The sequence below is a fragment of the Mycobacterium sp. NGS45 genome (genome assembly GCF_059812645.1).
Window position 1 is genome coordinate 1 of sequence record NZ_JCALDB010000034.1, and the last position, 25,022, is coordinate 25,022.

Sequence of the window (25,022 nt, forward strand, 5' to 3'; positions counted from 1 at the left end):
GACTCAACCGCGTGGAATTAGCAGCTCCCCGTCCGGTGCTCGTGATCGACTTCGGTGCCCAGTACGCCCAGCTGATCGCCCGACGGGTGCGCGAGGCGCGAGTGTTCTCCGAGGTGCTCCCGCATACCGCGACCATCGACGAGATCAAGGCCCGCAATCCGCAGGCTCTGGTGCTGTCCGGGGGACCGGCCAGTGTCTATGCCGACGATGCGCCGCGACTGGACCCGGAGCTGTTCGATCTGCAGATCCCGGTGTTCGGCATCTGCTACGGCTTCCAGGCCATGGCCCAGGCCCTGGGTGGCACGGTGGCCCGCACCGGCACCAGTGAATACGGCCGCACCGATCTGAATGTCCTTGGTGGCGAGCTGCATTCGGGACTGCCGGAACATCAGCCGGTGTGGATGAGTCATGGCGACGCGGTGACCTCGGCGCCGGACGGCTTCGAGGTGGTGGCCAGTACCGCCGGGGCGCCGGTGGCGGCGTTCGAGGACCGGCCGCGCGGGCTGGCCGGCGTGCAGTACCACCCGGAGGTGCTGCACACCCCACACGGCCAGCAGGTGCTCAGCCGCTTCCTGCACGACTTCGCCGGAATCGGTGCCAGTTGGACGCCCGCCAACATCGCCGACACCCTGGTGGCCCAGGTGCGCGACCAGATCGGGGACGGTCAGGCGATCTGCGGGCTGTCCGGCGGCGTGGACTCGGCGGTGGCTGCCGCGTTGGTGCAGCGGGCCATCGGTGACCGGCTGACCTGTGTGTTCATCGACCACGGGCTGCTGCGCGCGGGGGAGCGCGCGCAGGTGCAGCGCGACTTCGTGGCGGCCACCGGGGCCAAGCTGGTCACCGTGGACGCCGAGACCACTTTCCTGGAGAAGCTGTCCGGGGTCACCGACCCGGAGGGCAAGCGCAAGATCATCGGCCGCGAGTTCATCCGGGCCTTCGAAGGCGCGGTGCGCGACACCCTCGGCAGCAACGAAGCCGAGGTGGAGTTCCTGGTGCAGGGCACGCTGTACCCGGATGTGGTGGAGTCCGGCGGCGGCGCCGGGGCCGCCAACATCAAGAGCCACCACAATGTCGGCGGGCTGCCCGACGACCTGAAGTTCAAGCTGGTCGAACCGCTGCGGCTGTTGTTCAAGGACGAGGTGCGTGCGGTCGGCCGGGAACTCGGTCTGCCCGAGGAAATCGTTGCCCGCCAACCGTTCCCGGGCCCGGGTTTGGCCATCCGGATCATCGGCGAGGTGACCGCCGACCGGCTGGACACGCTGCGCCGGGCCGATTCGATCGCCCGGGAGGAACTGACCGCCGCGGGTCTGGATCATCAGATCTGGCAGTGCCCGGTGGTGCTGCTCGCCGATGTCCGGTCGGTCGGGGTGCAGGGCGACGGCCGCACCTACGGGCATCCGATCGTGCTGCGCCCGGTGTCGAGTGAGGACGCGATGACCGCGGACTGGACCCGGGTGCCCTACGAGGTGCTGGAGCGGATCTCGACCCGGATCACCAACGAGGTGCCCGAGGTCAACCGGGTGGTGCTCGACGTGACGAGCAAGCCGCCGGGCACCATCGAGTGGGAGTAGCCCGACCGGCTTTTACCGGCCTCTAGGGCCCCTTGTTCCTCATCTGCATCCCTGGCCTCAGCCGATGGGTTCGCGCTTGACGCTTGTCGGCGCCTGGGTGTTTACTAGCGCTATCGAACATACATTCGAACATGGTGTTGGGTTGATTCTCCGGGAGGTGGCTGATGGCCGTGGCCCTGGCCTCCGAGGTGGGTCGGCAAGACCGCGCTGAACAGCTGAAACAGCTGCGCAAACAGATTGCGGCGATATCCGGCAAGGTGGGCGCCAGTCACCGCGGCCAGACGTCCGAACCCGAACTGTTGCCCGCTTCGGAATCTTTGCTGCCGGTGCCGGATGCGCTGGTCGGCCTGCTGCCGGGCGGGTTGCCGCGCGGTGCGGTCGCGGTGCTCAGCGGGGCCCGTTCGCTGCCGTTGAGCATGGCGGCCGCGGTGACCGCCGGTGGGGGACATGTGGCGCTGGTCGGGCACCCGCAGGCCGGCTTGCTGGCGGCCGCGGAAATGGGCGCGGACCTGAGCCGGTTGGCGGTCATCCCAGATCCGGGCGCCGATCCGGTCGAGGTGGCCGCGGTCCTGATGGACGGCATGGACATGGTGGTGCTGGGGCTGGCCGGATGTTCGGTGCCGCCGGCCCGGGCCCGCTCGATGACGGCGCGGGCCCGGCACAAGGGCTGCACGCTGTTGGTCAGCGGCGGCGACTGGCAGGGCGCGCCGCTGCGCTTGGACGCCCGGGTCTGCGGCTACGAGTTGACCGCCGGCCGGGCGCCCGGGCGGGGCCGGCTGTCCGGAGTGCAGGTGAGTACCCGGGCTCGGGGCCGGCTGGCCCGGGTGAGTTGATGTCCGCCGACCCGTCCCGGGTGCTGGCGATCTGGTGCATGGACTGGCCGGCGGTGGCCGGGGCGATCAGCGCCGGTGTGCCGCACACCGCTGCGGTGGCGGTGACGCTGGCCAACCGGGTGGTGGCCTGTTCGGCGGCGGCCCGCGCGCTCGGGGTGCGCCGCGGGCTGCGTCGCCGGGAAGCCCAAGCCCGCTGCCCGACGCTGTGCGTGCTGGCCGCCGACCCGGCCCGCGATGCCCGGTTCTTCGAAGCCGTGATCAGCGCGGTGGACGAGTTGGTGCCGCGCGCCGAGGTACTGCGGCCCGGGCTGCTGGTGCTGCCGGTACGCGGCGCGGCGCGCTACTTCGGCTCCGAGGCCGACGCGGCCGAACGGCTGGTCGACGCGGTGGCCGCCGCCGGCGCCGAATGTCAGATCGGCATCGCCGACCAGTTGGCCACCGCGGTGTTCGCCGCCCGCGCGGGACGCATCGTCGAACCCGGCACCGATGCCCAATTCCTGGCTCCACTGTCGATCCGGCAGTTGGCCGCCGAGCCCAGCCTGGCCGGACCGGGCCGCGCGGATCTGGCGGATCTGCTGTGGCGCATGGGAATTCGGCAGTTCGGCCAGTTCGCCGAGCTGACCCGCACCGATGTGGCCTCCCGGTTCGGCGCCGACGCGGTGGTGGCGCACCGGCTGGTTCGGGCCGAACCGATGCGCGGTCCGTCCGGCCGGGATCCGGATCCGGACCTGGACGCGGTGCTCGACGCGGACCCGCCGATCGACCGGATCGACGCGGCCGCATTCGCCGGGCGCACACTGGCGGCGCAATTGCATCGCCGGCTGGAGTCCGCCGGGGTCGGTTGCACCCGGCTGGGCATCCACGCCCGGACCGCCGACGGCGCCGAACTCACCCGGGTGTGGCGCTGCGCCGAGCCGCTCACCGAGGACGCCACCGCAGACCGGATCCGCTGGCAGCTGGACGGCTGGCTGCACCGCCGCGATGCCACGCAGCGCCCGGCCGGACCCATCACGGTGTTGCGCCTGCACCCGGTGGAGGTGGTGTCGGCCGGCGCGCTGCAGCTGCCGTTGTGGGGTGGGGTCGGCGACGAGGACCGGTTGCGGGCGCGGCGCGCCCTGGTGCGGGTGCAGGGTCTGCTCGGGCCGGAGGCGGTGCGGGTGCCGGTGCTCAGCGGGGGGCGCGGCCCGGCCGAACGGGTCACGCTCATCCCGCTCGGTGACGAACTGGTGCCGCGAGCCGAGCCGGACCAACCCTGGCCGGGGCGGCTGCCCGAGCCGGCGCCCACCGTGCTGCTCGATGATCCGGTGGACCTGCTCGACGCGGCCGGGGATCCGGTGCGGGTCACCGGCCGCGGCCTGTTCTCGGCCGAGCCCGCCGAACTGGCCGGCGCCGGGCACGCGGGCCGGCTGCGCTGGTGGGCCGGGCCGTGGCCGGTCGACGAACGCTGGTGGGTGCCGGAGGCCGCGGCCGGCGGTACCGCCCGGGCCCAGGTGCTGGTGCACGACGAATCAGGTTCGGTCTCCGAGGATTCCGGGTCTGCACTGCTGCTGTGCTACCGGCGCCGACGCTGGTATGTGGAAGGAATCTATGAATAGCCCAAGTTGACGATGAACGGACCGACCCGCTCGATGAACCGCTCGAAGAACACCTCGGCCAGCGGACGTTCCGGTGGTCCGCCGATCACGATGGCGGCGTTGTGCGGGCGGCCCCAGTGCCCGGACCAGTCGGCCACCGTCATGCCACGGGTCAGGGTGCCGTGTAGTTCCACGTCCACGGTGGCCGGCCGGGTCACGACCAGCGCCGGATCCAGCGCCACCGCGGCGGCGAACGGATCATGCAGGTGCGCCAGATAGCCTTCGCCCTGGGCGAAGTGGAACTCGAAGTAGAACCGCATGGCATCTTCGAGTACGCGCAGCACCGGACTGCGTGACGCCGACCGGGTGCCGCGCGGGTCGTCGTGGCACATCGGCGGGCACGGCGCCCCGGCCGCATGTGCCAGCTCGGCCAGGATCTGCGGGGTCAACACGATGGATTCGGTGACGTTGAGCCCGCACACCAGTGGCGCCTCGACGCCCTCGGCGCCACCCCAGGCGGTGAACACCTCGGCGGCGGCCTCCGGGTCCACGGTGATGTTCCACTCCGCGACCGGGGTGGTGTTGCCGCGGTAGTCGAACGCACCGCCCATGATCACCAGCCGGCGCAGCAGCCGGGGCAGCTCGGGTTCGGCGCGCACCGCCAGCGCCAGGTTGGTCATCGGGCCGGTGACCAAGCCGATCAGCTCACCGGGCTGCGCCCGCGCCGCCCTGATCCAGGCTTCGGCCGCGTTGTAGTCGGTGGGAGTATCTGCGCCGCAGTCCAATTCGGTGTACCCCAGGCCGAACTGGCCATGGGTGTCCTCGGCGGTGCGCAACGGTGTGCTCAGCGGCAGTTCGGCACCCAGCGACACCGGGACATCGGGTGCACCGCACAGCCGCAGCAACGCCAGGTTGTTCCGGCACACCTGCTGCACACCGACGTTTCCACCGGTGCTGGCCACCCCGATCAGGTCGGACTCCGGGCTGGCCAACAGGTACACCAGCGCCATGGCATCGTCGACTCCGGTGTCGACGTCGGCGAACACCGGCTGGGCAGCGGGCATGCTCCGACGCTACCGGCTTACCAGTGCACGCCGGGCACCAGCCGCACCGACTGCTTGACCGGGCGTGGCACCCGCAGGCTGGGCAGCGGGCGTCCACCGATCCGGGGACGCCGCCGTCGTCGCGCCGATGTGCTTGGCGCCGAACCGGTTTCACCGCGCGCGGCCGCCGAGTCCGGATAACCCAGGTAGAGCTGATGCAGCACCCGCCGGGTCAACCTCGGGGTGAAGTAGCGGCCGGCGTCGCTCAACGTGCCGATCGGGGTGTCGATCCGCACCGGCTTGTCGACCAGCGCGCGCACCACCATGGCCGCGGCGTGCTCGGCGCTGATCGCCGGCACCGGATTGAGTCGGTGCGACGGCGCGATCATCGGGGTGCGCACCAGCGGCATGTGGATGGTGGTGAACGTGATGTGATCCGACAGGGTTTCGGCGGCCACCACCTCGGCGAACGCATCCAACGCGGCCTTGCTGGGCAGATACGCCGAATACCGCGGCGTGCTGGCCTGCACGCCGGCCGAGGAGATGTTGACCACGTGCCCGAACCGGCGCGCGGTGAAATGCGGCAGCAGCGCCAGCACCATCCGCACCGCGCCGAAGTAGTTGACCGCCATCACGCGTTCGTAGTCGTGCATCCGGTCGGTGGCGGCCTGCACCGACCGGCGAATCGACCGGCCGGCGTTGTTCACCAGGTAGTCGACGTGGCCGAACTCGCGCAGGATCTGCGCGACGGTGGCCGCCGGCGCATCCGGATCGGTGACGTCGCAGGCGAATGCGTGCGCCTGACCGCCGGCCGCGCGGATCTCGGCCACCAACTCGTCGAGGGCCTCGGCATTGCGCGCCAACGCGAACACCCGTGCGCCCCGCGCCGCCACCGCGACCGCCGCGGCCCGGCCGATGCCGCTGGACGCACCGGTGATGATCACGTGCCGGCCGGCCAACGGTGCGCCGCGCTCGGTGCTGCGCTTCGGGTCCATTTCGGTGGCCCAGTACTGCCACAGCGCCGGCGCGTAGTCGGCGAACTGCGGAACCTCGATCCCACTGCGGTGCAGCGCTTTTCGAGTTTCAGTGCAGCTGAACCGCGGGCTGTCGAGCGCGTCCAGGATCGGCGCCGGGATGCCGAGTTGGGCGGCAGCCATGTCGCGCCAGACCTTGGCCCGACCGCGTGCACCCAGCACCGGTGTGGCCAGCGCGCGCGGCAGTCCGGCGCGCAGCGGCGGCAGACCTGCGGCGCCCGCCAGTGCGCGATAGATCTGCGCCACGCCGACCTCGTCGGGCGCGGTCAGGTGGAAGGTGTGCCCATCGCGGTGCGGGGCGTGCATGAGCGTGCACAGCGCGTCCACCACGTAGTCGACCGGCACGATGTTGAACCGCCCGACGTCCGGCAGCGCGACCGGGGTGAGCGCCGGCAGCGCCGACAGCTTGGCCAGCAGCCCGAAGAAGTAGTACGGGCCGTCGATCTTGTCCATCTCGCCGGTGACCGAATCGCCCACCACCACGCCCGGCCGGTACACCCGGTAGCGCAGGCCTTCGGTTTCCCGTACCAGCCGCTCGGCGTCGAACTTGGTGCGGTGATACGGCGTGGGCAGGCGCTGGCCCAGGTCGAAATCGGTTTCGGTGAACACCCCCGGATGCGTGCCGGCCACCGCGATCGACGACACGTGGTGCAGCGTCGCGTCCAACCGGAGAGCCAGCTCGATCACCGCGCGGGTGCCCTCGACGTTGGCGGCCTGTTGCGGTGCGTGCGCGGCCGCGATGTCGTAGATCGCGCCGCAGTGCACCACGTGCCCGACCGCACCGAGGGCGGCGACGTCGTCGTCGGACAGCCCCAGGTCGGGCCGGGTCAGGTCGCCGACCAGGGGTTTGGCTCGCGCGCCCCAGCGCGCGGCGAGCTGCTCGAAGCGCTGCAGCGAACGAGACCGGACCAGGACCCAGACGGTTGCGTCGGGATGTTCGGCCAGGATCCGGGCCACCACCCGGCTGCCGATGAACCCGGTACCGCCGGTAACGACATAGTTCATGACGAGCATGGTGACCGGCCACCGCGGGTCGTGTCAACATATCTTGACAGGATTGTTGGTCACATGGCGCAGAAGCCGGGCGCGATGATCAGCAGCGGCCACAATGCGATGGTGACGCCGAGTGCCACCAGGTTGGCCCCGGCCGGCAGGTTGCCCATCTGGCTCTCCAGCAGATCGACCCGGTCGGCGCTGACGAACGCAAAACCGATCCCGACCATCAAATAGGGGATGGACAGCCACAATCCGAGCTCGATCAGCTGTTCCAGACTCACCTTGTAGTTCAACACCCGGCGCAGGGTGGTCATCATGAAGAACACCTCCGTCGCCGACAGCTTTACATCCCGGCGCCCGGGCGGGGCTCAGTTCCGGAACTTCAGGATGTCGTCGATGTCGCGCCGCGGCGTACTGGTCGGGTGCCGCTCCAGCTCCGGAGCCCGGCCGACCCGGACCAGAACTTGTGGGCGATCGGCGGTGCCGACCAGTTCGGCGACCACCTTGGCCGCCGACGCCAACTCGGTGACGTGCGTGACCGGGCAGCTGGCCAGACCGGCCGCCGTGCAGGCCAGCAACACCGTCGAGAGCGCCTCGCCAGCGGCCAACGCGTCGGCGGGGGTGTCATCCGGGGTGGTGAGCACCAACACCACGGCGTGGTCGGCCCGCACGCCGGTGCGCCGGTCGCGGTGCTGACTGGCCGGGAAGCTGCGGTTGACACCGACCCGATCGGCCTCGCCAACCGAGTTCAGCGCGCTCCGCGGTATCCCCACGTCGAACTCGAAAGGCGATGTCCACCAATCGAGTTCGGACTGGTAGAGGTCGTCGTAGCGGCGCAGTCGATCGGTCAGGGCCGAGGCCTGGGCCAGTTCCGGCAGCAGCTCGGCGGGCACGGTGTGCAGCGTGACCTCAAGTCCGGTCAACGCCTCGTGCAGATCGGGCTCGAAGACCTCCCAGTCGGTGGGGGCCAGGAACGGCAGTCGGTCGGTGCGACGGGCCATGATGGCGTCGGCAAGTTCGGCGGCGCGTTCGGCGCTGACCGTGAGCGGCCGGAAAGTCACCGTCGCCAGGTGTTCGGGCCGGTTCGGGTTGGGGAAGCGTTCGATCACCGCGTGCCGGCCGGCCGCGGCCACCGCCACCCACAGGTGATCGAGTGCCGCACCGCAGCTGATCACCGCTTCCCGGCCGCCGGCATCGGCGTTGCGCACGATGCGGCTCTTGTCCAGCCACAACTCCAGCACCGGTTCGGGTTTCGCGGTGTCGAACACCCACAGCCAGGGCTGGCTGTTGTGCAGTGACGGTGCTCGCGAAGCCACGGTCACCGCCCGCCTGATCAGGTCGACGTCCACCACGGTCTGGCTCATCAGCTCACCACCTTGCCACTGCACCCCATCATTCGCTGCGCTTCGGGGACCGGCCAGGGTCGTTGGTCACCGGGGCAAGGACCAGGGCACCTTGGCGCCCGCGCCCGGAATGCGCGAGCATGTAGGCATGGACGCATCGCCCTACGTGCATGCCTGCGAAACCCACACCGGCACCGTGGTGCTCGTCGGCGACCGGGCCTACAAGGCCAAGCGGCCGGTGCGGACCGACTTTCTGGACTTCACCACCGCGGCGGCGCGCGAACAGGCCTGCGCGCGCGAGCTGGAGCTGAACAGCCGGCTGGCGCCGCAGGCCTATCTCGGGCTGGCCCATCTGACCGGTCCCGGCCAGAACGAGGTCGAACCGGTGCTGGTGATGCGTCGCTATCCGGACGCCCTGCGGTTGAGTTCCCGGGTGCGGGCCGGCGCCGACGGATTGGTCGCCGACGTCGAACGGGTCGCCGCGGTGCTGGCCGACTTCCACGTCGACGCCCGCCGCGGCCGCGACGTCGACGCCGAGGCCAAGGTGCTCGCCGTCACCGCGCGCTGGGACGACAACCTGGTGGAGTTGCACGGATACGCCGACGAGGTGGTACCGGCAGCCACGGTGACCCGAATCGGTGAGCTGGCCAAGCAATTCATCTCCGGGCGGGCGGTGCTGTTCGCCGATCGGATCACCTTGCGTCGCATCGTCGACGGGCACGCCGACCTGCTGGCCGACGACATCTTCTGCGCCGACGACGGCCCGGTGCTGCTGGACTGCCTGGACTTCGACGACAAGCTGCGCTTCATCGACGGTATCGACGACGCCGCGTTCCTGGCGATGGACCTCGAGTTCCTGGGCCGGCCCGATCTGGCCGAGACCTTCTTCACCGCCTACTGCCGCCGCGCCGCGGAATCGGCGCCCGCGGCGTTGCGGCATTTCTACATCGCCTACCGGGCCGTGGTGCGGGCCAAGGTGGACTGCATCCGGTTCACCCAGGGTCACCTCGATGCTCGTGCGGATGCGCGTCGGCATCTGGACATCGCGCTCGAGCATCTGCGCGCGGCGGTCCCGCGGCTGATCCTGATCGGCGGCGGCCCCGGTACCGGCAAGACCACGCTGGCCCGCTCACTCGGGCAAGAGATTGGCGCGCAAGTCATTTCGACCGACGATGTGCGTAAGGAGATGGTGGCCAACGGGCTGCTGGAAGGCGAGCCCGGCGATTTCGAGCGGGGCTTGTACACCCCGGAGAACGTCGCCGCGGTCTACCGCATGGTGTTGCGCCGCGCGCAGAGCCAGCTGGCCGCCGGCGAGTCGGTGATCCTGGACGGTACCTGGCGCGACGCCGCCGAGCGGGCGCAGGCTCGTGAGTTGGCCGAAAAGCAGCACGCGGTGTTGTTCGAAATGGCCTGCACCACTCCGTTGGCCACCGCGCGCGAACGCATCAGTCAACGCGTGGGATCCAGTTCGGATGCCACCGCCGCGGTCGCCTCGGCGATCGATGCCGAAGGCGAGGACGACGACCCGTGGGCCGGGCTGCCGCGGGTCGACACCGCGATGCCGCTGCCGGATTCGGTGGCGGCAGCCCGGCAGTTGTGCGTGCTGGGTTTCTGAGGTTTTCGGGGCGGATGACCCGCAGACCGGGGACTTGCTGCCCTTATCACGCAGCGCGGATGTGATTAGGCTCGAAGGCACGACGCTCGGTCCATACGGAACCAACTGCGAAGGGTGTACACATGTCTGCGTCCACGATGCAACGAGGCATTCTGGTCGGAATCGACGGTTCGCCGTCGTCCAAGGTGGCGATCGATTGGGCGGCCCGCGCTGCGGCCGCGCGTAACGTCCCATTGGTGCTGGCCTATGTGGTCAACCCGCCGATCATCCTGTCTTGGCCCAACGTTCCGATGCCGACCAACTTCACCGAGTGGCAGGACGACCAGGCCGATCAGGCGCTGGCCGAAGCCGAGCAGCTGGCCAACGAATCGGCCGGCGATGCGCAACTGCAGATCCGCAAGGAAAAGCCGGTCGGTCCGGCGGTCGCGACGCTGGTGGCGATGACCAAGGACGTCGACCTGGTGGTGTGCGGTTCCCGCGGCCACGGTGCGGTGGGCCGCGCGCTATTGGGTTCGGTCAGCTCGGGTTTGGTGCGGCACGCGCACTGTCCGGTCGCGGTGATCCACGACGAGGACCCGTTGATGGAGTCCCCGGCCACTGCGCCGGTGCTGGTCGGCATCGACGGTTCCCGGGCCTCGGAGTTGGCCACCGCGATCGCCTTCGACGAAGCCTCGTTCCGCGGGGTCGACCTGCACGTGGTGCACGCGATCAGCGATTCCGATGTGATCAAGATGCCCGGCGTGGACTGGGAGACCCTCGAGCAACGGGCCCAGAGCATGCTCTCGGAGCGGCTGGCCGGCTATCAGGAGCAGTATCCCGACGTCAAGGTGCACCGCGAGGTGGTGTGGTCCCGTCCGGCCCAGGCGCTGGTCGACCGTTCCGAGAAGGCGCAGCTGGTGGTGGTCGGCAGCCATGGCCGCGGTGGCTTCGTTGGAATGCTGCTGGGTTCGGTGAGTTCCTCAGTGGTGCAAGCAGTTCGGATGCCGGTGATCGTGGCTAGGCTGGGCTGACCCGGGGCTGCGCGCGGGCCAACTGGCTCAGCCGGGTGATGGCCGCCTCGATGCCGGCGGTCAGCACCCGCAGGTCCGGCCCGTTGTCGTAGTCGCCGACCACGCCGAAGGTCAGCTCGTCGCGATAGGTCAGCATCGCGACGCCGGTGCGTAGTTGCAGCGCGATCGGCGGGATCGGGAACATCCGCACCACTTCGCGGCCGAGCACCCGCAGCGCCTGCCGCGGCCCGGGGACGTTGGTGGCCAACGCGACCACGCCGCGCTGCGGCAGCCGGGTCAACACGCGAACCGTCCAGGCGCGCAGCGGGAACGGCAGCGCACCGGCCGCGTCGATCGCCGAACTGCCGGCTTGGCGCTGACCGCTGGACTTCGCCCGGGTCATCCGGCGATGCACCAGCCGCAGCTGCTCCAACGGATGCGCCCGGTCCACCGGCAGCAACGGCAACATCAGCGACACCCGGTTATCCGGCGTGTCCAGATCGGCACTGCGGCGCAACGAAACCGGCACCAGGGTGCGCAGCGAGTTGGCGGTGGGCCGGATTCCGCGGCGCAGCAGCACATCTCGATACCCCGCGGTGATCGCGGCCAGTGCGACGTCGTTGAGTGTGACGTCGAAGGCGTCGCACACCGCGGTGACGTCGGCCAGCGCCACCCGGGCCGCGTCATAGCGGCGCATGCTGGAGACCGGTCCGATCAACGAGGATGTTGCCGCGGGACGCAGCAGCCCGGAAACCAACTCGGCGGTGCCCTTGGTGGCCTTGACGGTCATCTCGGTGGCGCTGCGCGAGACGTTCCAGGCGCTGCGGCCCCAGTCGATCGGGTTCAGACTGGGCCGCGGCCAACCGCGGGCGGGTTGCCGGGTGCCACGGATCTCGGTGACGAAGGAGTCTGCGTCGGCGCCCTCGTCGCTGATCCCGCTGATCATCCGGGTAGCCGAGACCCCGTCGGCGATGCAGTGATGCAGCTTCATCAGCAGCGCCCAGCGGCCCTGTTCCAGGCCTTCGATGACCCAGCACTCCCACAGCGGGTGCTCGCGATCCAGCCTGCGTTCGATGATGCCGGCGGCGAGTTCGAACAGCGTGGCGTCATCGCCGGGCGCCGGGGCCGCGATGTGTCGAAAATGATGTGAGACATCGAGATTGGGCTGCTCGACCCACTCCGGTGGACCCAGGTCCAGCGGATGGGTGCGCAACACCTGCCGCAGCCGTGGGTGCTTGGTCAGGCGTTCGGTGAGGGTGGCGACCAGTTCCTGATAGTCCGGGATCGGCCCGTCGAGCACGGTGACCCCGCCGATGGCCAGGCTGACGTGTTTGTCCGAATCCTCGGCCTGCAGGAATCCGGCGTCCAGCGTCGAGAGCTGTTCCATGCCTTCGACTGTGCGCGCTGCGCCCGGCGTGCCGATAGGGTCAGAGGGTGCCCCGGGTAGGGACCTGTGGCCCCGATCGACGGGTCAGCCGGTGAGCGCGCGGTCCAGGGCCGCCAGCGAATCGTGCAGGAACTGCTCGTCGAACGGCGGCATGCCGCCGATCTGATCGCGAAAGGCCTGCGGGGTGTCGGTCCAGTCGTAGCTCAGCGTGACATCGGTCTGTTCCCCGTTGGGCGTCAGGTCATAACGCCACCACCAGCCGCCGGGCCGATGGGTGCCGTCGTCGTCGAGGCTGCCGGGCAGCCAGCCGATGCTGCGGTCGGCGACGAATTCGTTGACCACGTTGTGCATCACGTAGTCGCCGCCGGCGAACTTCAAGTACATGTTCATCACGAAGACCTGTCCGACGGCGCTCAGCGGTTCGGTGCTCACGGCGTCGCGCACCCAGTCGCCGGGTTCGGTGTACTGGTGCCGGCTGGGGTCGGCCAGCAGTGCGAACACCGCGGCGGGGGTGGCGGCGACGGTGCGGGTGGCGATCATGCGTTCGGGGGTGCTCATGAGTTCTCTCCGTAGTAGCCGGCGATCTCGGGGGAGTCCAGCCATTTCGAGTAGGTCGGTGACTTCGGCCAGTCGGGCGGGGAGTCCTGCCACTGCTCCTGGCGGCCGTAGGGCAGCAGGTCGATCAGCGCGAAGCTGTGGCTGAGCTGCTCGGTGCCGCGGCCGTTGCTGTGCCAGGTGCGGTACACGGTGTCGCCCTCGCGCAGGAACACGTTGATCGCGAAACCGCCGCCGGGCGGGGCGTCCATATCGGCGCCGAAGCTGCTCTGCGCCGACGAATACCAGCTCATCTGGTTGCCGACCTTGCCGGCGTAGGCCAGTACCTCGTCGATCGGCCCGTTGGTGACGATCACGAACCGGGCGTCGTAGTTGGCCAGGAACTCCAGCCGGGTGAACTGCGAGGTGAAACCCGTGCAGCCGCCGCACTGCCAGTCCGCGCCGTCGGTCCACATGTGGTGGTAGGTGATCAGCTGGGACTTACCGTCGAACACGTCGGCCAGCCGGACCGGGCCGTGCGCGCCGATCAGGGTGTAGTCGGGCAGGGCCACCATCGGCAGGCGGCGACGCTGCGCGGCGATCGCATCCAATTCGCGGGTGGCGGCCTTCTCGCGGGTGCGCAGGTCGGCCAGCGCGGCGCGCCAGGTCTCGACGTCGACGACGGGCGGTAGTGCAGTCATGTCGGCTCCTTTGGGGTCTCTTCCAGTGTTGACCCGAGCGCCGCCGGATACTCATCGCTCGCTCGGGCTTTTTGCTGAGCGACCTGGTTGGGGGTTAGGTGCCCGTCGCGGTGCCGAGTGAGGAATGCGGTACCCGAAGCGTGTCGAGTGAGGAGTGACGCACAGGGTTACTCGCACTTTGTGTACCTGGTTCCTCACTCGGCAATGGCGAGGTACGTCATTCCTCACTGGGCGACGTTTTTCTGCGTGGTTCCTCACTGGGCAGTGCCGGAGGGACGTCATTCCTCACTGGGCAGCAGTGCGGTGTCGAGTGAGGAATGCGGTACCCGAAGCGTGTCGAGTGAGGAGTGACGTACCCGAAGTGTGCCGAGTGAGGAGTGACGCACAGGGTTACTCGCACTTTGTGTACCTGGTTCCTCACTCGGCCTTGGCGAGGTACGTCATTCCTCACTGGGCAACGTTTTTCTGCGTGGTTCCTCACTGGGCGGTGCCAGAGGTACAGCATTCCTCACTGGGCGGCTACGCGGTGTCGAGTGAGGAATGCGGTACCCGTCGCGGTGTCGAGTGAGGACTGGTGTACCCGCCGCGGTGCCGAGTGAGGAGCTGCGGTACCCGAAGCATGCTGCGCACAGGGCTATCGCGACTCGAACAATTGTTCGATACCCTAGTCGGGTGGGCTGGTTCAACGGGCCCCCCAGCTGGGGCGAGATGGCGCGGGTGCTGGACGGCAAACCGCGGCACGCCGGCGGGGGCGAACCCACTGGCGGTGACGGCGGTGACGGGCCGGCCTGGTCGCGCAAGCGCGGCGACTACCGCCGACCCGAGCAGTCCCGGCTGCCCTCGACGGTGCCGTACGCCGAACTGCACGCGCATTCGGCCTACAGCTTCCTCGACGGTGCCAGCACACCCGAGGAACTGGTCGAGGAGGCCGCCCGGCTGGATCTGCGGGCGATCGCGCTGACCGATCACGACGGGCTCTACGGGGTGGTGCGGTTCGCCGAGGCCGCCGCCGAACTCGATGTGCGCACGGTGTTCGGCGCCGAACTGTCACTCGGTGGTGGCGCGCGCACCGAGGTCCCGGACCCGGCCGGTCCGCATCTGCTGGTGCTGGCCCGCGGGCCCGAGGGGTATCGGCGGTTGTCGCGCCAACTGGCCGCCGCGCATCTGGCCGGCGGCAGCAAAGGGGAGCTGCGCTATGACTACGACGCGCTCACCGAGGCCGCCGGTGGGCACTGGCAGATCCTCACCGGATGCCGCAAAGGTCATGTCCGGCAGGCTCTTTCGGCTGGCGGTCCGGACGCCGCCGCGGCCGCGCTGGCCGATCTGGTGGACCGGTTCGGCCGCCAGCGGGTCAGCGTCGAGCTCACCCAGCACGGCCAACCCCTCGACGATGAGCGCAACACCATCCTGGTCGAACTGGCCGACTGGTTCGGGCTGGCGGTGGTGGCCACCACCGGGGCACACTTCGCCGGGCCGTCGCGGCGGCGGCTGGCCATGGCGATGGGCGCGATCCGGGCCCGGCAGTCGCTGGATCAGGAGGCCGGGTGGCTGGCGCCGTTGGGTGGGTCGCACCTGCGCTCGGGAGCCGAGATGGCCCGGCTGTTCGCGCATCTGCCGCAGGCCGTCACCGGGGCTGCCGAACTGGGCGAGCAGTGCGCGTTCGGTCTGCAGCTCATCGCCCCGCAGTTGCCGCCGTTCGACGTGCCCGCCGGGCACACCGAGGACAGTTGGCTGCGTGAGTTGGTGATGCTCGGTGCGGCCGAACGGTACGGTCCGCGCGCGTCGGCGCCGCAGGCCTACGCCCAGTTGGAGCGTGAACTCGACGTCATCGCCGAGCTCAGCTTCCCGGGTTATTTCCTGGTGGTGCACGACATCACCCGGTTCTGCCGGGAGAACCGGATCCTGTGCCAGGGCCGTGGGTCGGCGGCCAACTCGGCGGTCTGCTACGCGCTCGGGGTCACCGCGGTGGACCCGGTGGCCAACGGGTTGCTGTTCGAGCGGTTCTTGTCCCCGGCCCGGGACGGCCCGCCGGACATCGACATCGACATCGAATCGGACCTGCGCGAGCAGGTGATCCAGTACGTCTACGACCGCTACGGTCGCGACTACGCCGCGCAGGTGGCCAACGTGATCACCTATCGGGGCCGCAGTGCGGTCCGCGACATGGCCCGCGCGCTGGGTTTCTCGCAGGGCCAGCAGGACGCCTGGAGTAAGCAGATCAGCCGCTGGGGCGGGGATCTGACGAGTCCGGAGGTCGAAGGCATTCCGGAGTCGGTGCTGGATTTGGCCGGCCAGATCCGGAACCTGCCGCGGCACATGGGCATTCACTCCGGGGGGATGGTGATTTGCGACCGGCCGATCGCCGATGTGTGCCCGGTGGAGTGGGCCCGGATGGAGAACCGCAGTGTGCTGCAGTGGGACAAGGATGACTGTGCGGCAATCGGTTTGGTGAAGTTCGACCTGCTGGGCCTGGGCATGCTGTCGGCGTTGCACTACGCGGTGGACCTGCTGGCCGAACACAAGGGCATCGAGGTGGACTTCGCCAAACTGGACCTGTCCGAGCCGGCGGTCTACGAGATGCTGCAGCGCGCCGATTCGGTCGGGGTGTTCCAGGTGGAGTCCCGCGCGCAGATGGCCACCCTGCCCCGGCTCAAACCGCGGGTGTTCTACGACCTGGTGGTCGAGGTCGCGTTGATCCGGCCCGGGCCGATCCAGGGCGGGTCGGTGCATCCCTACATCCGCCGCCGCAACGGTCTGGACCCAGTGGTCTACGACCACCCATCGCTGGAACCCGCGTTGCGAAAGACGTTGGGGGTTCCGCTGTTTCAGGAGCAGCTGATGCAGGTCGCGGTGGACTGTGCGGGCTTCAGCCCGGCCGAGGCCGATCAGCTGCGCCGCGCGATGGGCTCCAAACGTTCCACCGAGAAGATGCGCCGGCTGCGCGGCCGGTTCTTCCAAGGGGTGTGGGAACGGCACGGCATCGACGGGGAGTTGGCCGAGCGGATCTACGAGAAGCTGGAGGCGTTCGCCAACTTCGGCTTCCCGGAAAGCCACGCGCTGTCCTTCGCCTCGCTGGTGTTCTACTCGTCCTGGCTCAAGCTGCACCACCCGGCCGCGTTCTGCGCGGCGCTGCTGCGTGCCCAGCCGATGGGTTTCTACTCGCCGCAGTCGCTGGTGGCCGACGCCCGCCGGCACGGGGTGCAGGTGCACGGACCGGACGTCAACGCCAGCCTGGCGCACGCCACCCTGGAGAACTCCGGCACCGAGGTGCGGCTCGGTCTCGGCGCGGTCCGCCAGATCGGCACCGAGTTGGCGCAGAAGCTGGTCGATGAACGAAATGCCAATGGGCCCTTTGGTTCACTGCTGGATCTGACCGCCCGGGTGCAGCTCAGCGTGCCGCAGACCGAGGCGCTGGCCACCGCCGGCGCGCTGGGCTGCTTCGGCAGCAGCCGTCGGGAAGCGCTGTGGGCGGCCGGGGCGGCCGCGGCGGAGCGGCCCGACCGGCTGCCGGGGGTGGGGACGTCGTCGCACGTACCTCCGCTGCCCGGGATGAGCGCACTGGAACTGGCGGCCGCCGACGTGTGGGCCACCGGGGTCTCGCCGGACAGTCACCCGACCCAGTTCCTGCGGGCCAACCTGGACGCGATCGGGGTGGTGCCGGCCGCCGAGCTGCTGTCGGTGCGCGACGGCACCCGGATCCGGGTGGCCGGTGCGGTGACGCATCGGCAGCGCCCGGCCACCGCGCAGGGCGTGACCTTCCTCAACCTGGAGGACGAGACCGGCATGGTCAACGTGCTGTGTTCGCCGGGGGTGTGGTCGCGCTACCGCAGACTGGCGCAGACCGCGCCGGCGCTGGTGGTGCGCGGCATCCTGCAGAACGCCAGCGGTGCGGTCACCGTGGTCGCCGACGCGCTGGCCCCGATGGAGCTGCGGGTGGGTTCGCGGTCCCGGGACTTCCGCTGACCGTCGGTAGGCTTCGACCATGTCGTTGAACCTGACCGCCGATGAATTGCTGACCACCACCCGCTCGGTGCGCAAGCGCCTGGATTTCGACAAGCCGGTGCCGCGCGAGGTGCTGATGGAGTGCCTCGAGATCGCGCTGCAGGCGCCGACCGGATCCAACGCCCAGGGCTGGCAATGGCTCTTCATTGACGACCCGGACAAGCGCAAGGCGCTGGCCGACATCTACCGCAACAACGCCACGCCGTACCTGGACCTGCCCAAGCCGGTGCGCGGCGACATCCGCGACGAGCAGATGCCCAAGGTGACCAGCTCGGCGCACTACCTCAACGACAACCTGGAGAAGGCGCCGGTGATGCTGATCCCGTGCGTGGAGGGTCGTCCGGAAGGGCTCCCCGCCGGGATGAGCGCGTCGCTGTGGGGCTCGCTGCTGCCCGCGGTGTGGAGTTTCATGCTGGCGCTGCGCTCGCGCGGCATGGGCTCGGCCTGGACCACGCTGCACCTGATCGGCGATGGTGAGAAGCAGGCCGCCGAGATCCTCGGCATCCCCTACGACCAGTACGTCCAGGGCGGGCTGTTCCCGATCGCGTACACCGTCGGCACCGAGTTCAAGCAGGCCAAGCGGCTACCGGCCGAGCAGCTCACGCACTGGAACTCCTGGTGATTGTGCGCTCAGCCCAGATGCGCTGAGAGCAGCCAGGCGGCCAACGACTTGCGGCCGCCGGGCTCGTCGCGCACATCGGTGGCGAAGCTGGCGAGTTGCTCGGCGAACTCGGGCGGGAAGTTGGCGTGGATGCGGGCCGGACGGATCTCGTCGATCACCCAGTACCGGCCGACCACCTCACGCAACTCGTCCTCGGTGACCGCGTGCGCCGGGCTCTCCGGCGGCATCCCGGCCTTGTCGAAGACCAGCACGAAGTACGACGCACCCGGTGCGGCGGCCGCCACGATGGACTGCTGATAGCCCTCGCGCAGCTCGACCGGCATCGAGTGGAACAGGGTGGAGTCCACGATGGTGCCGAACCGGCCGTCGTAACCGGTGAACGCGCTGATGTCGGCGACCTCGAAGCTGGCCGTGCGCAACCCGCGGCGGGCGGCCTCGGCGCGGGCCAGTTCGATGGCGGTCGGGGACTGGTCCAGCCCCACCACGGTGAAGCCGCGCCCAGCCAGCTCCATCGACACCGCGGCCTCACCGCAGCCCGCGTCGAGCACCTCGCCGTGGAACTTGCCGGCCTCGATCAGTGCGGCGATCTCCGGCTGGGCTTCATCGATGCTCCACGGCGGCCGGCCGCCACCCATCTCCGGAGCGGTGCCCTGATAGGCCTGTTCGAACATCACATCGTTGGGTTCAGTCATTCCTCCGGTTTATCAACCTGGTTGATATATGTCAATATGGTTGATATGACGGATTTGCCGCTCGGCTATCTGCTGCAGCGGGTGATCACGGCGCTGCGTGCCGAGGTGGTGCAGATACTCGAACCGCTGGGCCTGAGCTTCCCGGAATATCTGTGCCTGCGGCTGTTGTCGGCCTACCCTGGCCAGTCCAATGCGCAGTTGGCGCGGGCCGGCAACGTCTCACCGCAGGCGATGAACATGGTGGTGCGCGCGCTGCAGCGGCGTGGCCTGGTGGACCGGCCGACGTCGTCGGCCTCGGGGCGCGCGCTGCCGGCGGTCGTCACCGCGCGCGGCACCGCGCTGCTGGCCCAGACCGACGACGGCATCCGCGCGGCCGAACAGCAGGTACTGGCCGGGTTCGACGCCGCCGAGCGCGCGGAGTTCCGCCGGCTGCTGACGGCGTTGGCGGAATCGACGCAATGACCGGCAGCGGTCACACCGCGCCGGGGAAGCCGTGTTGGCGCCAGGCCTCATAGGCGGCCACCGCCGCGGCATTCGACAGGTTCAGTGAGCGTCTACTCGGCAGCATCGGGATGCGCACCTGGGCGGTGATGTGCGGATCGGCCAGCGTGGCCGCGTCCAGGCCGGTGGGTTCGGGACCGAACAGCAGCACGTCGCCGGGTTGATAGCTCACCTCGGTGTACGACGTCGTCGCGTGCGCAGTGAACGCGTACACCCGCTGTGGGTTCAGCGCGGCCCAGGCCGCCGGCAGCGACTCGTGCACGAACACCTGCGCCAGATCGTGGTAGTCCAGCCCGGCGCGGCGCAGCTTGGGTTCGGACAGGTCGAAACCCAACGGTTGCACCAGGTGCAGTTCGGCACCGGTACCGGCCACCATCCGGATGGCGTTGCCGGTATTGGGTGCGATGCGCGGTGAATTGAACACCAGCCTGAACATGGTCGAATGATTCCCAGCTTCGTCGTAGATGTTTGCTCGACGGCCCCGAAGCGGTCCGTGCGCGCCCGGTCGGCGGCCCGGGTTTGCAGCCGAACTGTGGAAGGGCTTGTCCGCGACTGTCATACTTCACCAATTGCCATGCAAATCGGGCCCGCTCGGAACGGCTGGAGCGGCCCGATCGCAGGAAGTCTCACATGAAGGCAGAAGCGGTGAATAGTGGTCGGGCCCGAGGCGCCAGCCGGTGCCGGTCCCGGACGGAGGGCACTACCTAAGTGACGATGTTCGACAAGCCCGAGGGATTGGGCGCGCCGACAGTGTGGGACCACGCGGGTGAGGCCGACAGCGCTCCCGATTCGGCGCCCGAGGCGGCCCCGAATGCCCCGGTCAAGCGGCCGGCCCGGTGGTCGCCGACGAACTGGCCAGTGCGATGGAAGGTGCTGGCCATCGCGTTGATCCCGCTGCTGCTGGCCGCGGTGTTCGGTGGGCTGCGCATCTACGACAGCGCCGCGCAGGCCCGCGAGCTGCGGGTGGCCGCCGATCGTGCCCAGCTGATCCCGTCGGTCGAGGACTACCTGTCGGCGTTGGAAGCGGTGCTGTTCATCGATCCGCTCCGTGAACCCACCCAGCAGGCCCGGGCCGACTTCGACGCCCGCAGCGCCGAGCTGCTGGCCGCCCGCGACGACGTCGACGCCGAGGCCGACGTGCGCGCCGCGGTCACCCGGATCGTCGAGCAGGGCAAGACGTTGGTCGACGGTGCACTGTCCGGAAACGTGGACCTGGCCAGCCGGGTAACGGGCTTCTCGCCGGTGTTGCTGACGGCCGAGACAGCAATCACCGACTCGGTGCGCGTCGAGGATGAGACGCTGCGCCAGAAGGCCAACGGATTGGCCCGCGCAGTCGGCACCCGCGGTCAGATGACGATCCAGCGGATGCTGGTGCAACTCGGCGGGAGCCTGCCCGAGCCATACCTGCGGTCGTCGATGGCGCTGCTGGCCGGCACCGAGCCCTCCAACGTGCTGGGTCTGACCATCCTGGTGGGCAATGCCTCCGAAGAAGCCCAGCAGCTGCTCGGCGAGATGAACAAGCGGATGGCCATGGTGGCCGATCCGAGTGTGCCGGTGGTGGGCAGCCCGGACCTGCTGGCCTCGATCGAGGTCACTGACTCGATGGCCCGGGAACTGATCACCGCGACCACCGACGAGATCCTCGGCACCGTCGACGCCGAGGCCACCGCGCAGCGCACCGCTGCGATCCGGGACGCGGCGATCGTGATCGCGGTGTTCCTGATCGCGCTGCTGGCGGTGTGGTGGGTGGCGCGCACGCTGACCCGCCCGCTGCGCCGACTGCGCGACGGCGCGCTGCAGATCGCGCACCGGGATCTGGCCGCCGAGATCGAACGGGTCAAGGCCGGCGACGAGAGCGAACCCGCCCAGCTGCCGATCTACACCACCGAAGAAGTGGGCCAGGTGGCGCACGCGGTGGACGAACTGCACACCCAGGCGCTGCTGCTGGCCGGTGACGAGGCCCGGCTGCGGGTGATGGTCGACGACATGTTCGAGACGCTGTCGCGGCGCAACAAGACGTTGGTGGACCAGCAGCTTGCGCTGATCGACCGGTTGGAGCGCAACGAAGAGGACCCGGACCGGTTGGACAGCCTGTTCCGGCTGGACCATCTGGCCACCCGGATGCGTCGCAACGGCGCCAACCTGCTGGTGTTGGCCGGCGCGCAGGCAACCCGCGAGCAGGGACCGCCGATCGAGCTGGCCTCGGTGATCAGTGCTGCGGCCTCCGAGGTCGAGGACTACGCCCGGGTGGAGACCGGGATGGTGCCCGACTGCGAGGTGGTCGGCCCGGTCGGCAACGACGTGGTGCACCTGCTGGCCGAGTTGATCGACAACGCGCTGCGCTACTCGCCGCCGAATTCGCCGGTGCGCGTCACCGCGGTGCACACCAGCGACAACGGCGTGCTGATCGACGTCAACGACCTGGGCCTCGGGATGACCGACAGTGACCTGCGGGTGGCCAACATGCGGCTCAACGCGGGTGGTCAGGTCAGCCCGGACAGCACCCGGCACATGGGTCTGTTCGTGGTCGGTCGGCTGGCCCGCGAGCACGGGATGACCGTGCGGTTGCTGCCCGGCACCAGCGGCAGCGGGACGCTGGCGCAGGTGTATCTGCCGCCGGAGTTGTTGGTCGGCTTCGCGCCGGCGGAGCCGGTTGCCGAGCCGGAGTCGGTGTGGGCCGCGCCGTACACCGAGTCCGCCCCGGCGGGCGCGTTCTCCGCGTTCGACGAGCCTTCCGGGTTCGCCGAGCCCACCGGGTTCGCCGCGTCGGGCGGGTTCGCCGCGTCGGGCGATACGCGCGACGACGAATTCGTCGCGCGCCCCGACGATTACGCCGCCGGTCGCGAGTTGGCCGACGGGTTGGATGACGATTTCGACGACGATTACGACCAGGACGACGAGGACGCGGCCGAGGCCGCCGAGGCCTCGGTCACGTTGCTGCCGCGCCGTCGCCCCGGCGCCACGGGCATCACCGCGGCGCCGGCCGACCGGCCCTACGCCGCCGACGAAGCGGCCGAATCCGAAGCGCCGCACCAATGGTGGACACCCAACGACCAGCCGGCCGAACCCGCCGCGCCGGTCAACACCGCCGGGTTCTTCTCCTCGCGGCGCAAGCGTCGACGCGACGCTGTCGTCGAGCAGCCCGAGCCCGTCGTCGACGAGAGTGTCGAAGAGATCGAGCCAGAGCCCGTCGTCGAGCCTGAGCCAGAGCCGCAGCCCGAGCCCGTCGTCGTCGACGACACCGACGAACCCGAAACCGGACCCGAGCCGGCGGTTGCAACCGACGCGCCGGCAGCCGGCGGCAGCCCGGATCTGATCTACCAGAACATGGTGACCGAACTGCTCGACCCCGACGAGGTGCGGCAGCTCGCGGTGCCGCAGGACTGGAAGTCGGTGTGGGACAACGGCTGGGCGGCTGCCGCCGAAGCCGAACAGGTTCCGATCGAGTCGCGCACCGACCATGGTCTGCCGGTGCGCAATCCGGGCGCCCGGTTGATCCCGGGCGGCTCGCAACCTCCGGCGGGGGAGCAGGCCGAAGACGACGCTGCGGCGCCCAAGCGCGATCCGGATGCGATCCGCAACTCGATGAGCAACCATTTTGGTGGTGTGCGTGCAGCTCGGACGCACGTACGCGAAACAAGTCAAGGATTCGATGCCGAATGACGTATTCGCCCGGTTCCCCACAAGAGAATCCGCTGGACTGGTTGGTGTCTCGGTTCGCCCGTGACGTCCCCGGTGTCGCGCACGCGGTGCTGGTGTCGGTCGACGGTCTGCTGATCGCGGCCAGCGAGCACCTGCCGCCGGAGCGCGCCGACCAGTTGGCTGCAGTCACCTCCGGTCTGGCAAGTCTGTCGGCCGGCGCCGCCAAGCTGTTCGACGGCGGCCGCGTGCTGCAGTCGGTGGTCGAGATGGACCACGGCTACGTGTTGATCATGCAAGTCGGCGACGGCTCGCAGTTGGCCACCCTGGCGTCGAAGTCCTGTGACATCGGTCAGGTCGGCTATGAGATGGCTGTGCTCGTCGAACGGGTGGGCGGCATCGTGCAGTCCACCCGGCGTCGCGCGCCGCAACACTCGTGAGGCTCAGATGGACAGTCCCTGGGGTCGGTCCCAGCCCAACCTGGTCCGGCCGTACACGCTGACCGCAGGTCGCACCAGCACGTCGGTCCACCTGCCGTTGGAAGCGCCGATCCAGACCTTGCGGGCCGCGCAGTTCCACCGCTGGCCGCCTGCTGATCTGCGCGGCAGGATCATCGAATTGTGCACCAAGAGCCCATCAGTGGCGGAAATCTCGGCGCTTCTGAATGTTCCGCTCGGTGTGGCCCGTGTCTTGGTCGGTGATCTGGTCACGGCGGGATACCTTCGTGTGCAGACGACGTTGACCGATCGCTCTACCCACGACGAACGACGCGCATTGATAGGAAGGACAATCCGTGGCCTACGCGCACTCTGAGGGGCGTGACGCCGCATCGACCAAGATCGTCGTCGCCGGTGGATTCGGCGTCGGTAAGACGACATTCGTGGGGGCGGTATCGGAGATCATGCCGCTGCGCACCGAGGCCATGGTCACCACTGCGTCCGACGGCGTCGACGGCCTGGCAGCCACTCCGGCGAAGTCGACCACCACGGTGGCGATGGACTTCGGCCGGATCACCCTCGATGAGGAACTGGTGCTGTACCTGTTCGGTACGCCTGGGCAGCGGCGGTTCTGGTTCATGTGGGACGACCTGGTGCACGGCGCCATCGGCGCGATCGTGTTGGTCGACACTCGGCGGCTCGAGGACAGCTTCGCCGCCGTCGACTACTTCGAGAACCACAACATCCCGTTCATCATCGCGGTGAACGAATTCGACGGCGCACAACGCTTCCCGGCCGACGAGGTCCGCAAGGCGCTGGCGCTGTCGGACCGGACTCCGGTGATCGCGGTGGATGCCCGAGACCGCAATTCGGCCAAGGAGGCCCTGATCGCGGTCAGCGAGTACGCACTCGAATCGCTGTCCGCAGCCGGGTGAACTGGACCGACCGCTCTTTTACCGGTCACGATTTTCGCGACGAGGATCTGGCCGGGCTGAACACCGAACGCGTGGTCTTCGACGACTGTGACTTCTCCGGGGTGAACCTGGCCGAGTCGACGCATGCCGGTTCGGCCTTCCGGAACTGCCGGTTCGATCGAACCATTTTGTGGCACAGCACGTTTCGACACTGCACCATGATCGGGTCGGTGTTCTCGGACTGTCGGCTGCGACCCGCGGTGTTCGACGAGGTGGACTTCACGCTGGCCGCTCTCGGCGGGGCGGACCTGCGCGGTGTGGACCTGTCCGGCTCGCGGCTGGTGGAAGCGTCGCTGGTGCAGACCGATCTGCGCAAGGCGATACTGCGCGGCGCCGACCTGTCCGGTGTCCGCACCGTCGGCACCCGGCTCGATGAAGCCGACCTACGCGGCGCGCGCATCGACCCGACACTGTGGACGACGGCGTCGCTGCGCGGTGCCAAAATCGACGTGCACCAGGGGTTGGCCTACGCCGCCGCGCACGGTCTCGACGTACACGGCGAGTAGGGCTCGGGTGCCGCGTCCGTCACCGACAG

At 69.3% G+C, this 25,022-nt stretch carries 22 protein-coding genes; 13 read left to right on the plus strand and 9 right to left on the minus strand.

The window, feature by feature from the left end:
* Window positions 1-11: 11 nt before the first annotated feature.
* The 3 genes from guaA (at window position 12) to AC5Y3P_RS21370 (ending at window position 3,999) form a co-directional block, all read left to right on the plus strand.
* Window positions 12-1,571, plus strand: coding sequence for a glutamine-hydrolyzing GMP synthase (guaA, locus tag AC5Y3P_RS21360; protein WP_500047966.1), 1,560 nt, complete (start codon window positions 12-14; stop codon window positions 1,569-1,571).
* A 164-nt stretch (window positions 1,572-1,735) separates the two neighbouring features.
* On the plus strand, window positions 1,736-2,404 hold the full coding sequence (gene imuA' / locus AC5Y3P_RS21365) for a DnaE2-dependent mutagenesis accessory factor ImuA' (RefSeq protein WP_500047944.1): 669 nt from the start codon (window positions 1,736-1,738) through the stop codon (window positions 2,402-2,404).
* Window positions 2,404-3,999 (plus strand): DNA polymerase Y family protein, encoded by a 1,596-nt coding sequence (locus AC5Y3P_RS21370; RefSeq protein ID WP_500047945.1) that lies wholly within the window; start codon window positions 2,404-2,406, stop codon window positions 3,997-3,999. The genes imuA' and AC5Y3P_RS21370 overlap by 1 nt, the downstream gene beginning before the upstream one ends.
* Here the strand turns inward: AC5Y3P_RS21370 and AC5Y3P_RS21375 are convergent.
* The 4 genes from AC5Y3P_RS21375 to AC5Y3P_RS21390 are packed head-to-tail and all read right to left on the minus strand — an operon-like array spanning window position 3,990 to window position 8,415.
* Window positions 3,990-5,042 carry a nucleoside hydrolase gene (locus AC5Y3P_RS21375; protein WP_500047946.1) on the minus strand — a complete coding sequence of 351 codons (1,053 nt, stop codon included), beginning with the start codon at window positions 5,040-5,042 and terminating at the stop codon, window positions 3,990-3,992. The genes AC5Y3P_RS21370 and AC5Y3P_RS21375 overlap by 10 nt on opposite strands.
* A 17-nt stretch (window positions 5,043-5,059) precedes the next feature.
* Window positions 5,060-7,060 carry an SDR family oxidoreductase gene (locus tag AC5Y3P_RS21380; protein WP_500047947.1) on the minus strand — a complete coding sequence of 667 codons (2,001 nt, stop codon included), beginning with the start codon at window positions 7,058-7,060 and terminating at the stop codon, window positions 5,060-5,062.
* A 59-nt stretch (window positions 7,061-7,119) separates the two neighbouring features.
* Window positions 7,120-7,368: a hypothetical protein gene (locus AC5Y3P_RS21385; protein WP_500047948.1), complete on the minus strand. Its 249-nt coding sequence runs from the start codon at window positions 7,366-7,368 to the stop codon at window positions 7,120-7,122.
* 51 nt (window positions 7,369-7,419) lie between these two features.
* Window positions 7,420-8,415 (minus strand): Acg family FMN-binding oxidoreductase, encoded by a 996-nt coding sequence (locus tag AC5Y3P_RS21390; RefSeq protein ID WP_500047949.1) that lies wholly within the window; start codon window positions 8,413-8,415, stop codon window positions 7,420-7,422.
* Window positions 8,416-8,542: 127 nt separating this feature from the next.
* Here AC5Y3P_RS21390 and AC5Y3P_RS21395 point away from each other — a divergent pair, with 127 nt between their 5' ends.
* Complete coding sequence (locus tag AC5Y3P_RS21395; protein ID WP_500047950.1) at window positions 8,543-10,009, plus strand: bifunctional aminoglycoside phosphotransferase/ATP-binding protein; 1,467 nt, start codon at window positions 8,543-8,545, stop codon at window positions 10,007-10,009.
* 122 nt (window positions 10,010-10,131) lie between these two features.
* Window positions 10,132-11,019 (plus strand): universal stress protein, encoded by an 888-nt coding sequence (locus AC5Y3P_RS21400; protein ID WP_500047951.1) that lies wholly within the window; start codon window positions 10,132-10,134, stop codon window positions 11,017-11,019.
* Here AC5Y3P_RS21400 and AC5Y3P_RS21405 read toward each other — a convergent pair.
* From AC5Y3P_RS21405 to AC5Y3P_RS21415, 3 genes are all read right to left on the minus strand, one after another.
* Window positions 11,006-12,385, minus strand: coding sequence for a WS/DGAT/MGAT family O-acyltransferase (locus AC5Y3P_RS21405; protein ID WP_500047952.1), 1,380 nt, complete (start codon window positions 12,383-12,385; stop codon window positions 11,006-11,008). The two genes, AC5Y3P_RS21400 and AC5Y3P_RS21405, sit on opposite strands and share 14 nt — an antisense overlap.
* 84 nt (window positions 12,386-12,469) lie before the next feature.
* Window positions 12,470-12,943 (minus strand): SRPBCC family protein, encoded by a 474-nt coding sequence (locus tag AC5Y3P_RS21410; protein ID WP_500047953.1) that lies wholly within the window; start codon window positions 12,941-12,943, stop codon window positions 12,470-12,472.
* Window positions 12,940-13,620: a DUF899 domain-containing protein gene (locus AC5Y3P_RS21415; protein ID WP_500047954.1), complete on the minus strand. Its 681-nt coding sequence runs from the start codon at window positions 13,618-13,620 to the stop codon at window positions 12,940-12,942. Before AC5Y3P_RS21415 ends, AC5Y3P_RS21410 begins: the two co-directional genes overlap by 4 nt.
* 672 nt (window positions 13,621-14,292) lie before the next feature.
* Between AC5Y3P_RS21415 and AC5Y3P_RS21420 the strand changes: the two genes are divergently transcribed.
* Both AC5Y3P_RS21420 and AC5Y3P_RS21425 read left to right on the plus strand, forming a co-directional pair.
* Entirely contained in the window at window positions 14,293-17,583 is a 3,291-nt protein-coding gene (locus AC5Y3P_RS21420) for an error-prone DNA polymerase (protein WP_500047955.1), read from the plus strand.
* A 19-nt stretch (window positions 17,584-17,602) separates the two neighbouring features.
* Complete coding sequence (locus tag AC5Y3P_RS21425; RefSeq protein WP_500047956.1) at window positions 17,603-18,244, plus strand: nitroreductase family protein; 642 nt, start codon at window positions 17,603-17,605, stop codon at window positions 18,242-18,244.
* A gap of 8 nt (window positions 18,245-18,252) precedes the next feature.
* Here the strand turns inward: AC5Y3P_RS21425 and AC5Y3P_RS21430 are convergent, their stop codons facing one another.
* Window positions 18,253-18,936, minus strand: a complete 684-nt coding sequence (locus tag AC5Y3P_RS21430; RefSeq protein ID WP_500047957.1) for a class I SAM-dependent methyltransferase — start codon at window positions 18,934-18,936, stop codon at window positions 18,253-18,255.
* 45 nt (window positions 18,937-18,981) lie between these two features.
* On the opposite strand from AC5Y3P_RS21430, the gene AC5Y3P_RS21435 reads away from it, so the two are divergent.
* The gene (locus tag AC5Y3P_RS21435; protein WP_500047958.1) at window positions 18,982-19,398 is read left to right on the plus strand and encodes a MarR family winged helix-turn-helix transcriptional regulator; all 417 of its coding nucleotides are present in this window, start codon (window positions 18,982-18,984) and stop codon (window positions 19,396-19,398) included.
* A 10-nt stretch (window positions 19,399-19,408) separates the two neighbouring features.
* Here the strand turns inward: AC5Y3P_RS21435 and AC5Y3P_RS21440 are convergent, their stop codons facing one another.
* The gene (locus AC5Y3P_RS21440; protein WP_500047959.1) at window positions 19,409-19,873 is read right to left on the minus strand and encodes a tRNA (cytidine(34)-2'-O)-methyltransferase; all 465 of its coding nucleotides are present in this window, start codon (window positions 19,871-19,873) and stop codon (window positions 19,409-19,411) included.
* A 278-nt stretch (window positions 19,874-20,151) separates the two neighbouring features.
* On the opposite strand from AC5Y3P_RS21440, the gene AC5Y3P_RS21445 reads away from it, so the two are divergent.
* Genes AC5Y3P_RS21445 through AC5Y3P_RS21465 form a run of 5 tightly spaced genes read left to right on the plus strand, consistent with a single transcriptional unit; the run spans window position 20,152 to window position 24,993 of the window.
* Complete coding sequence (locus AC5Y3P_RS21445) at window positions 20,152-23,100, plus strand: sensor histidine kinase (protein ID WP_500047960.1); 2,949 nt, start codon at window positions 20,152-20,154, stop codon at window positions 23,098-23,100.
* Window positions 23,097-23,516 carry a roadblock/LC7 domain-containing protein gene (locus tag AC5Y3P_RS21450; protein WP_500047961.1) on the plus strand — a complete coding sequence of 140 codons (420 nt, stop codon included), beginning with the start codon at window positions 23,097-23,099 and terminating at the stop codon, window positions 23,514-23,516. Before AC5Y3P_RS21445 ends, AC5Y3P_RS21450 begins: the two co-directional genes overlap by 4 nt.
* A gap of 7 nt (window positions 23,517-23,523) precedes the next feature.
* The gene (locus AC5Y3P_RS21455) at window positions 23,524-23,889 is read left to right on the plus strand and encodes a DUF742 domain-containing protein (RefSeq protein WP_500047962.1); all 366 of its coding nucleotides are present in this window, start codon (window positions 23,524-23,526) and stop codon (window positions 23,887-23,889) included.
* On the plus strand, window positions 23,870-24,448 hold the full coding sequence (locus tag AC5Y3P_RS21460) for a GTP-binding protein (protein WP_500047963.1): 579 nt from the start codon (window positions 23,870-23,872) through the stop codon (window positions 24,446-24,448). The genes AC5Y3P_RS21455 and AC5Y3P_RS21460 overlap by 20 nt, the downstream gene beginning before the upstream one ends.
* Window positions 24,445-24,993: a pentapeptide repeat-containing protein gene (locus tag AC5Y3P_RS21465; RefSeq protein WP_500047965.1), complete on the plus strand. Its 549-nt coding sequence runs from the start codon at window positions 24,445-24,447 to the stop codon at window positions 24,991-24,993. The genes AC5Y3P_RS21460 and AC5Y3P_RS21465 overlap by 4 nt, the downstream gene beginning before the upstream one ends.
* The last annotated feature ends 29 nt before the right edge of the window (window positions 24,994-25,022 follow it).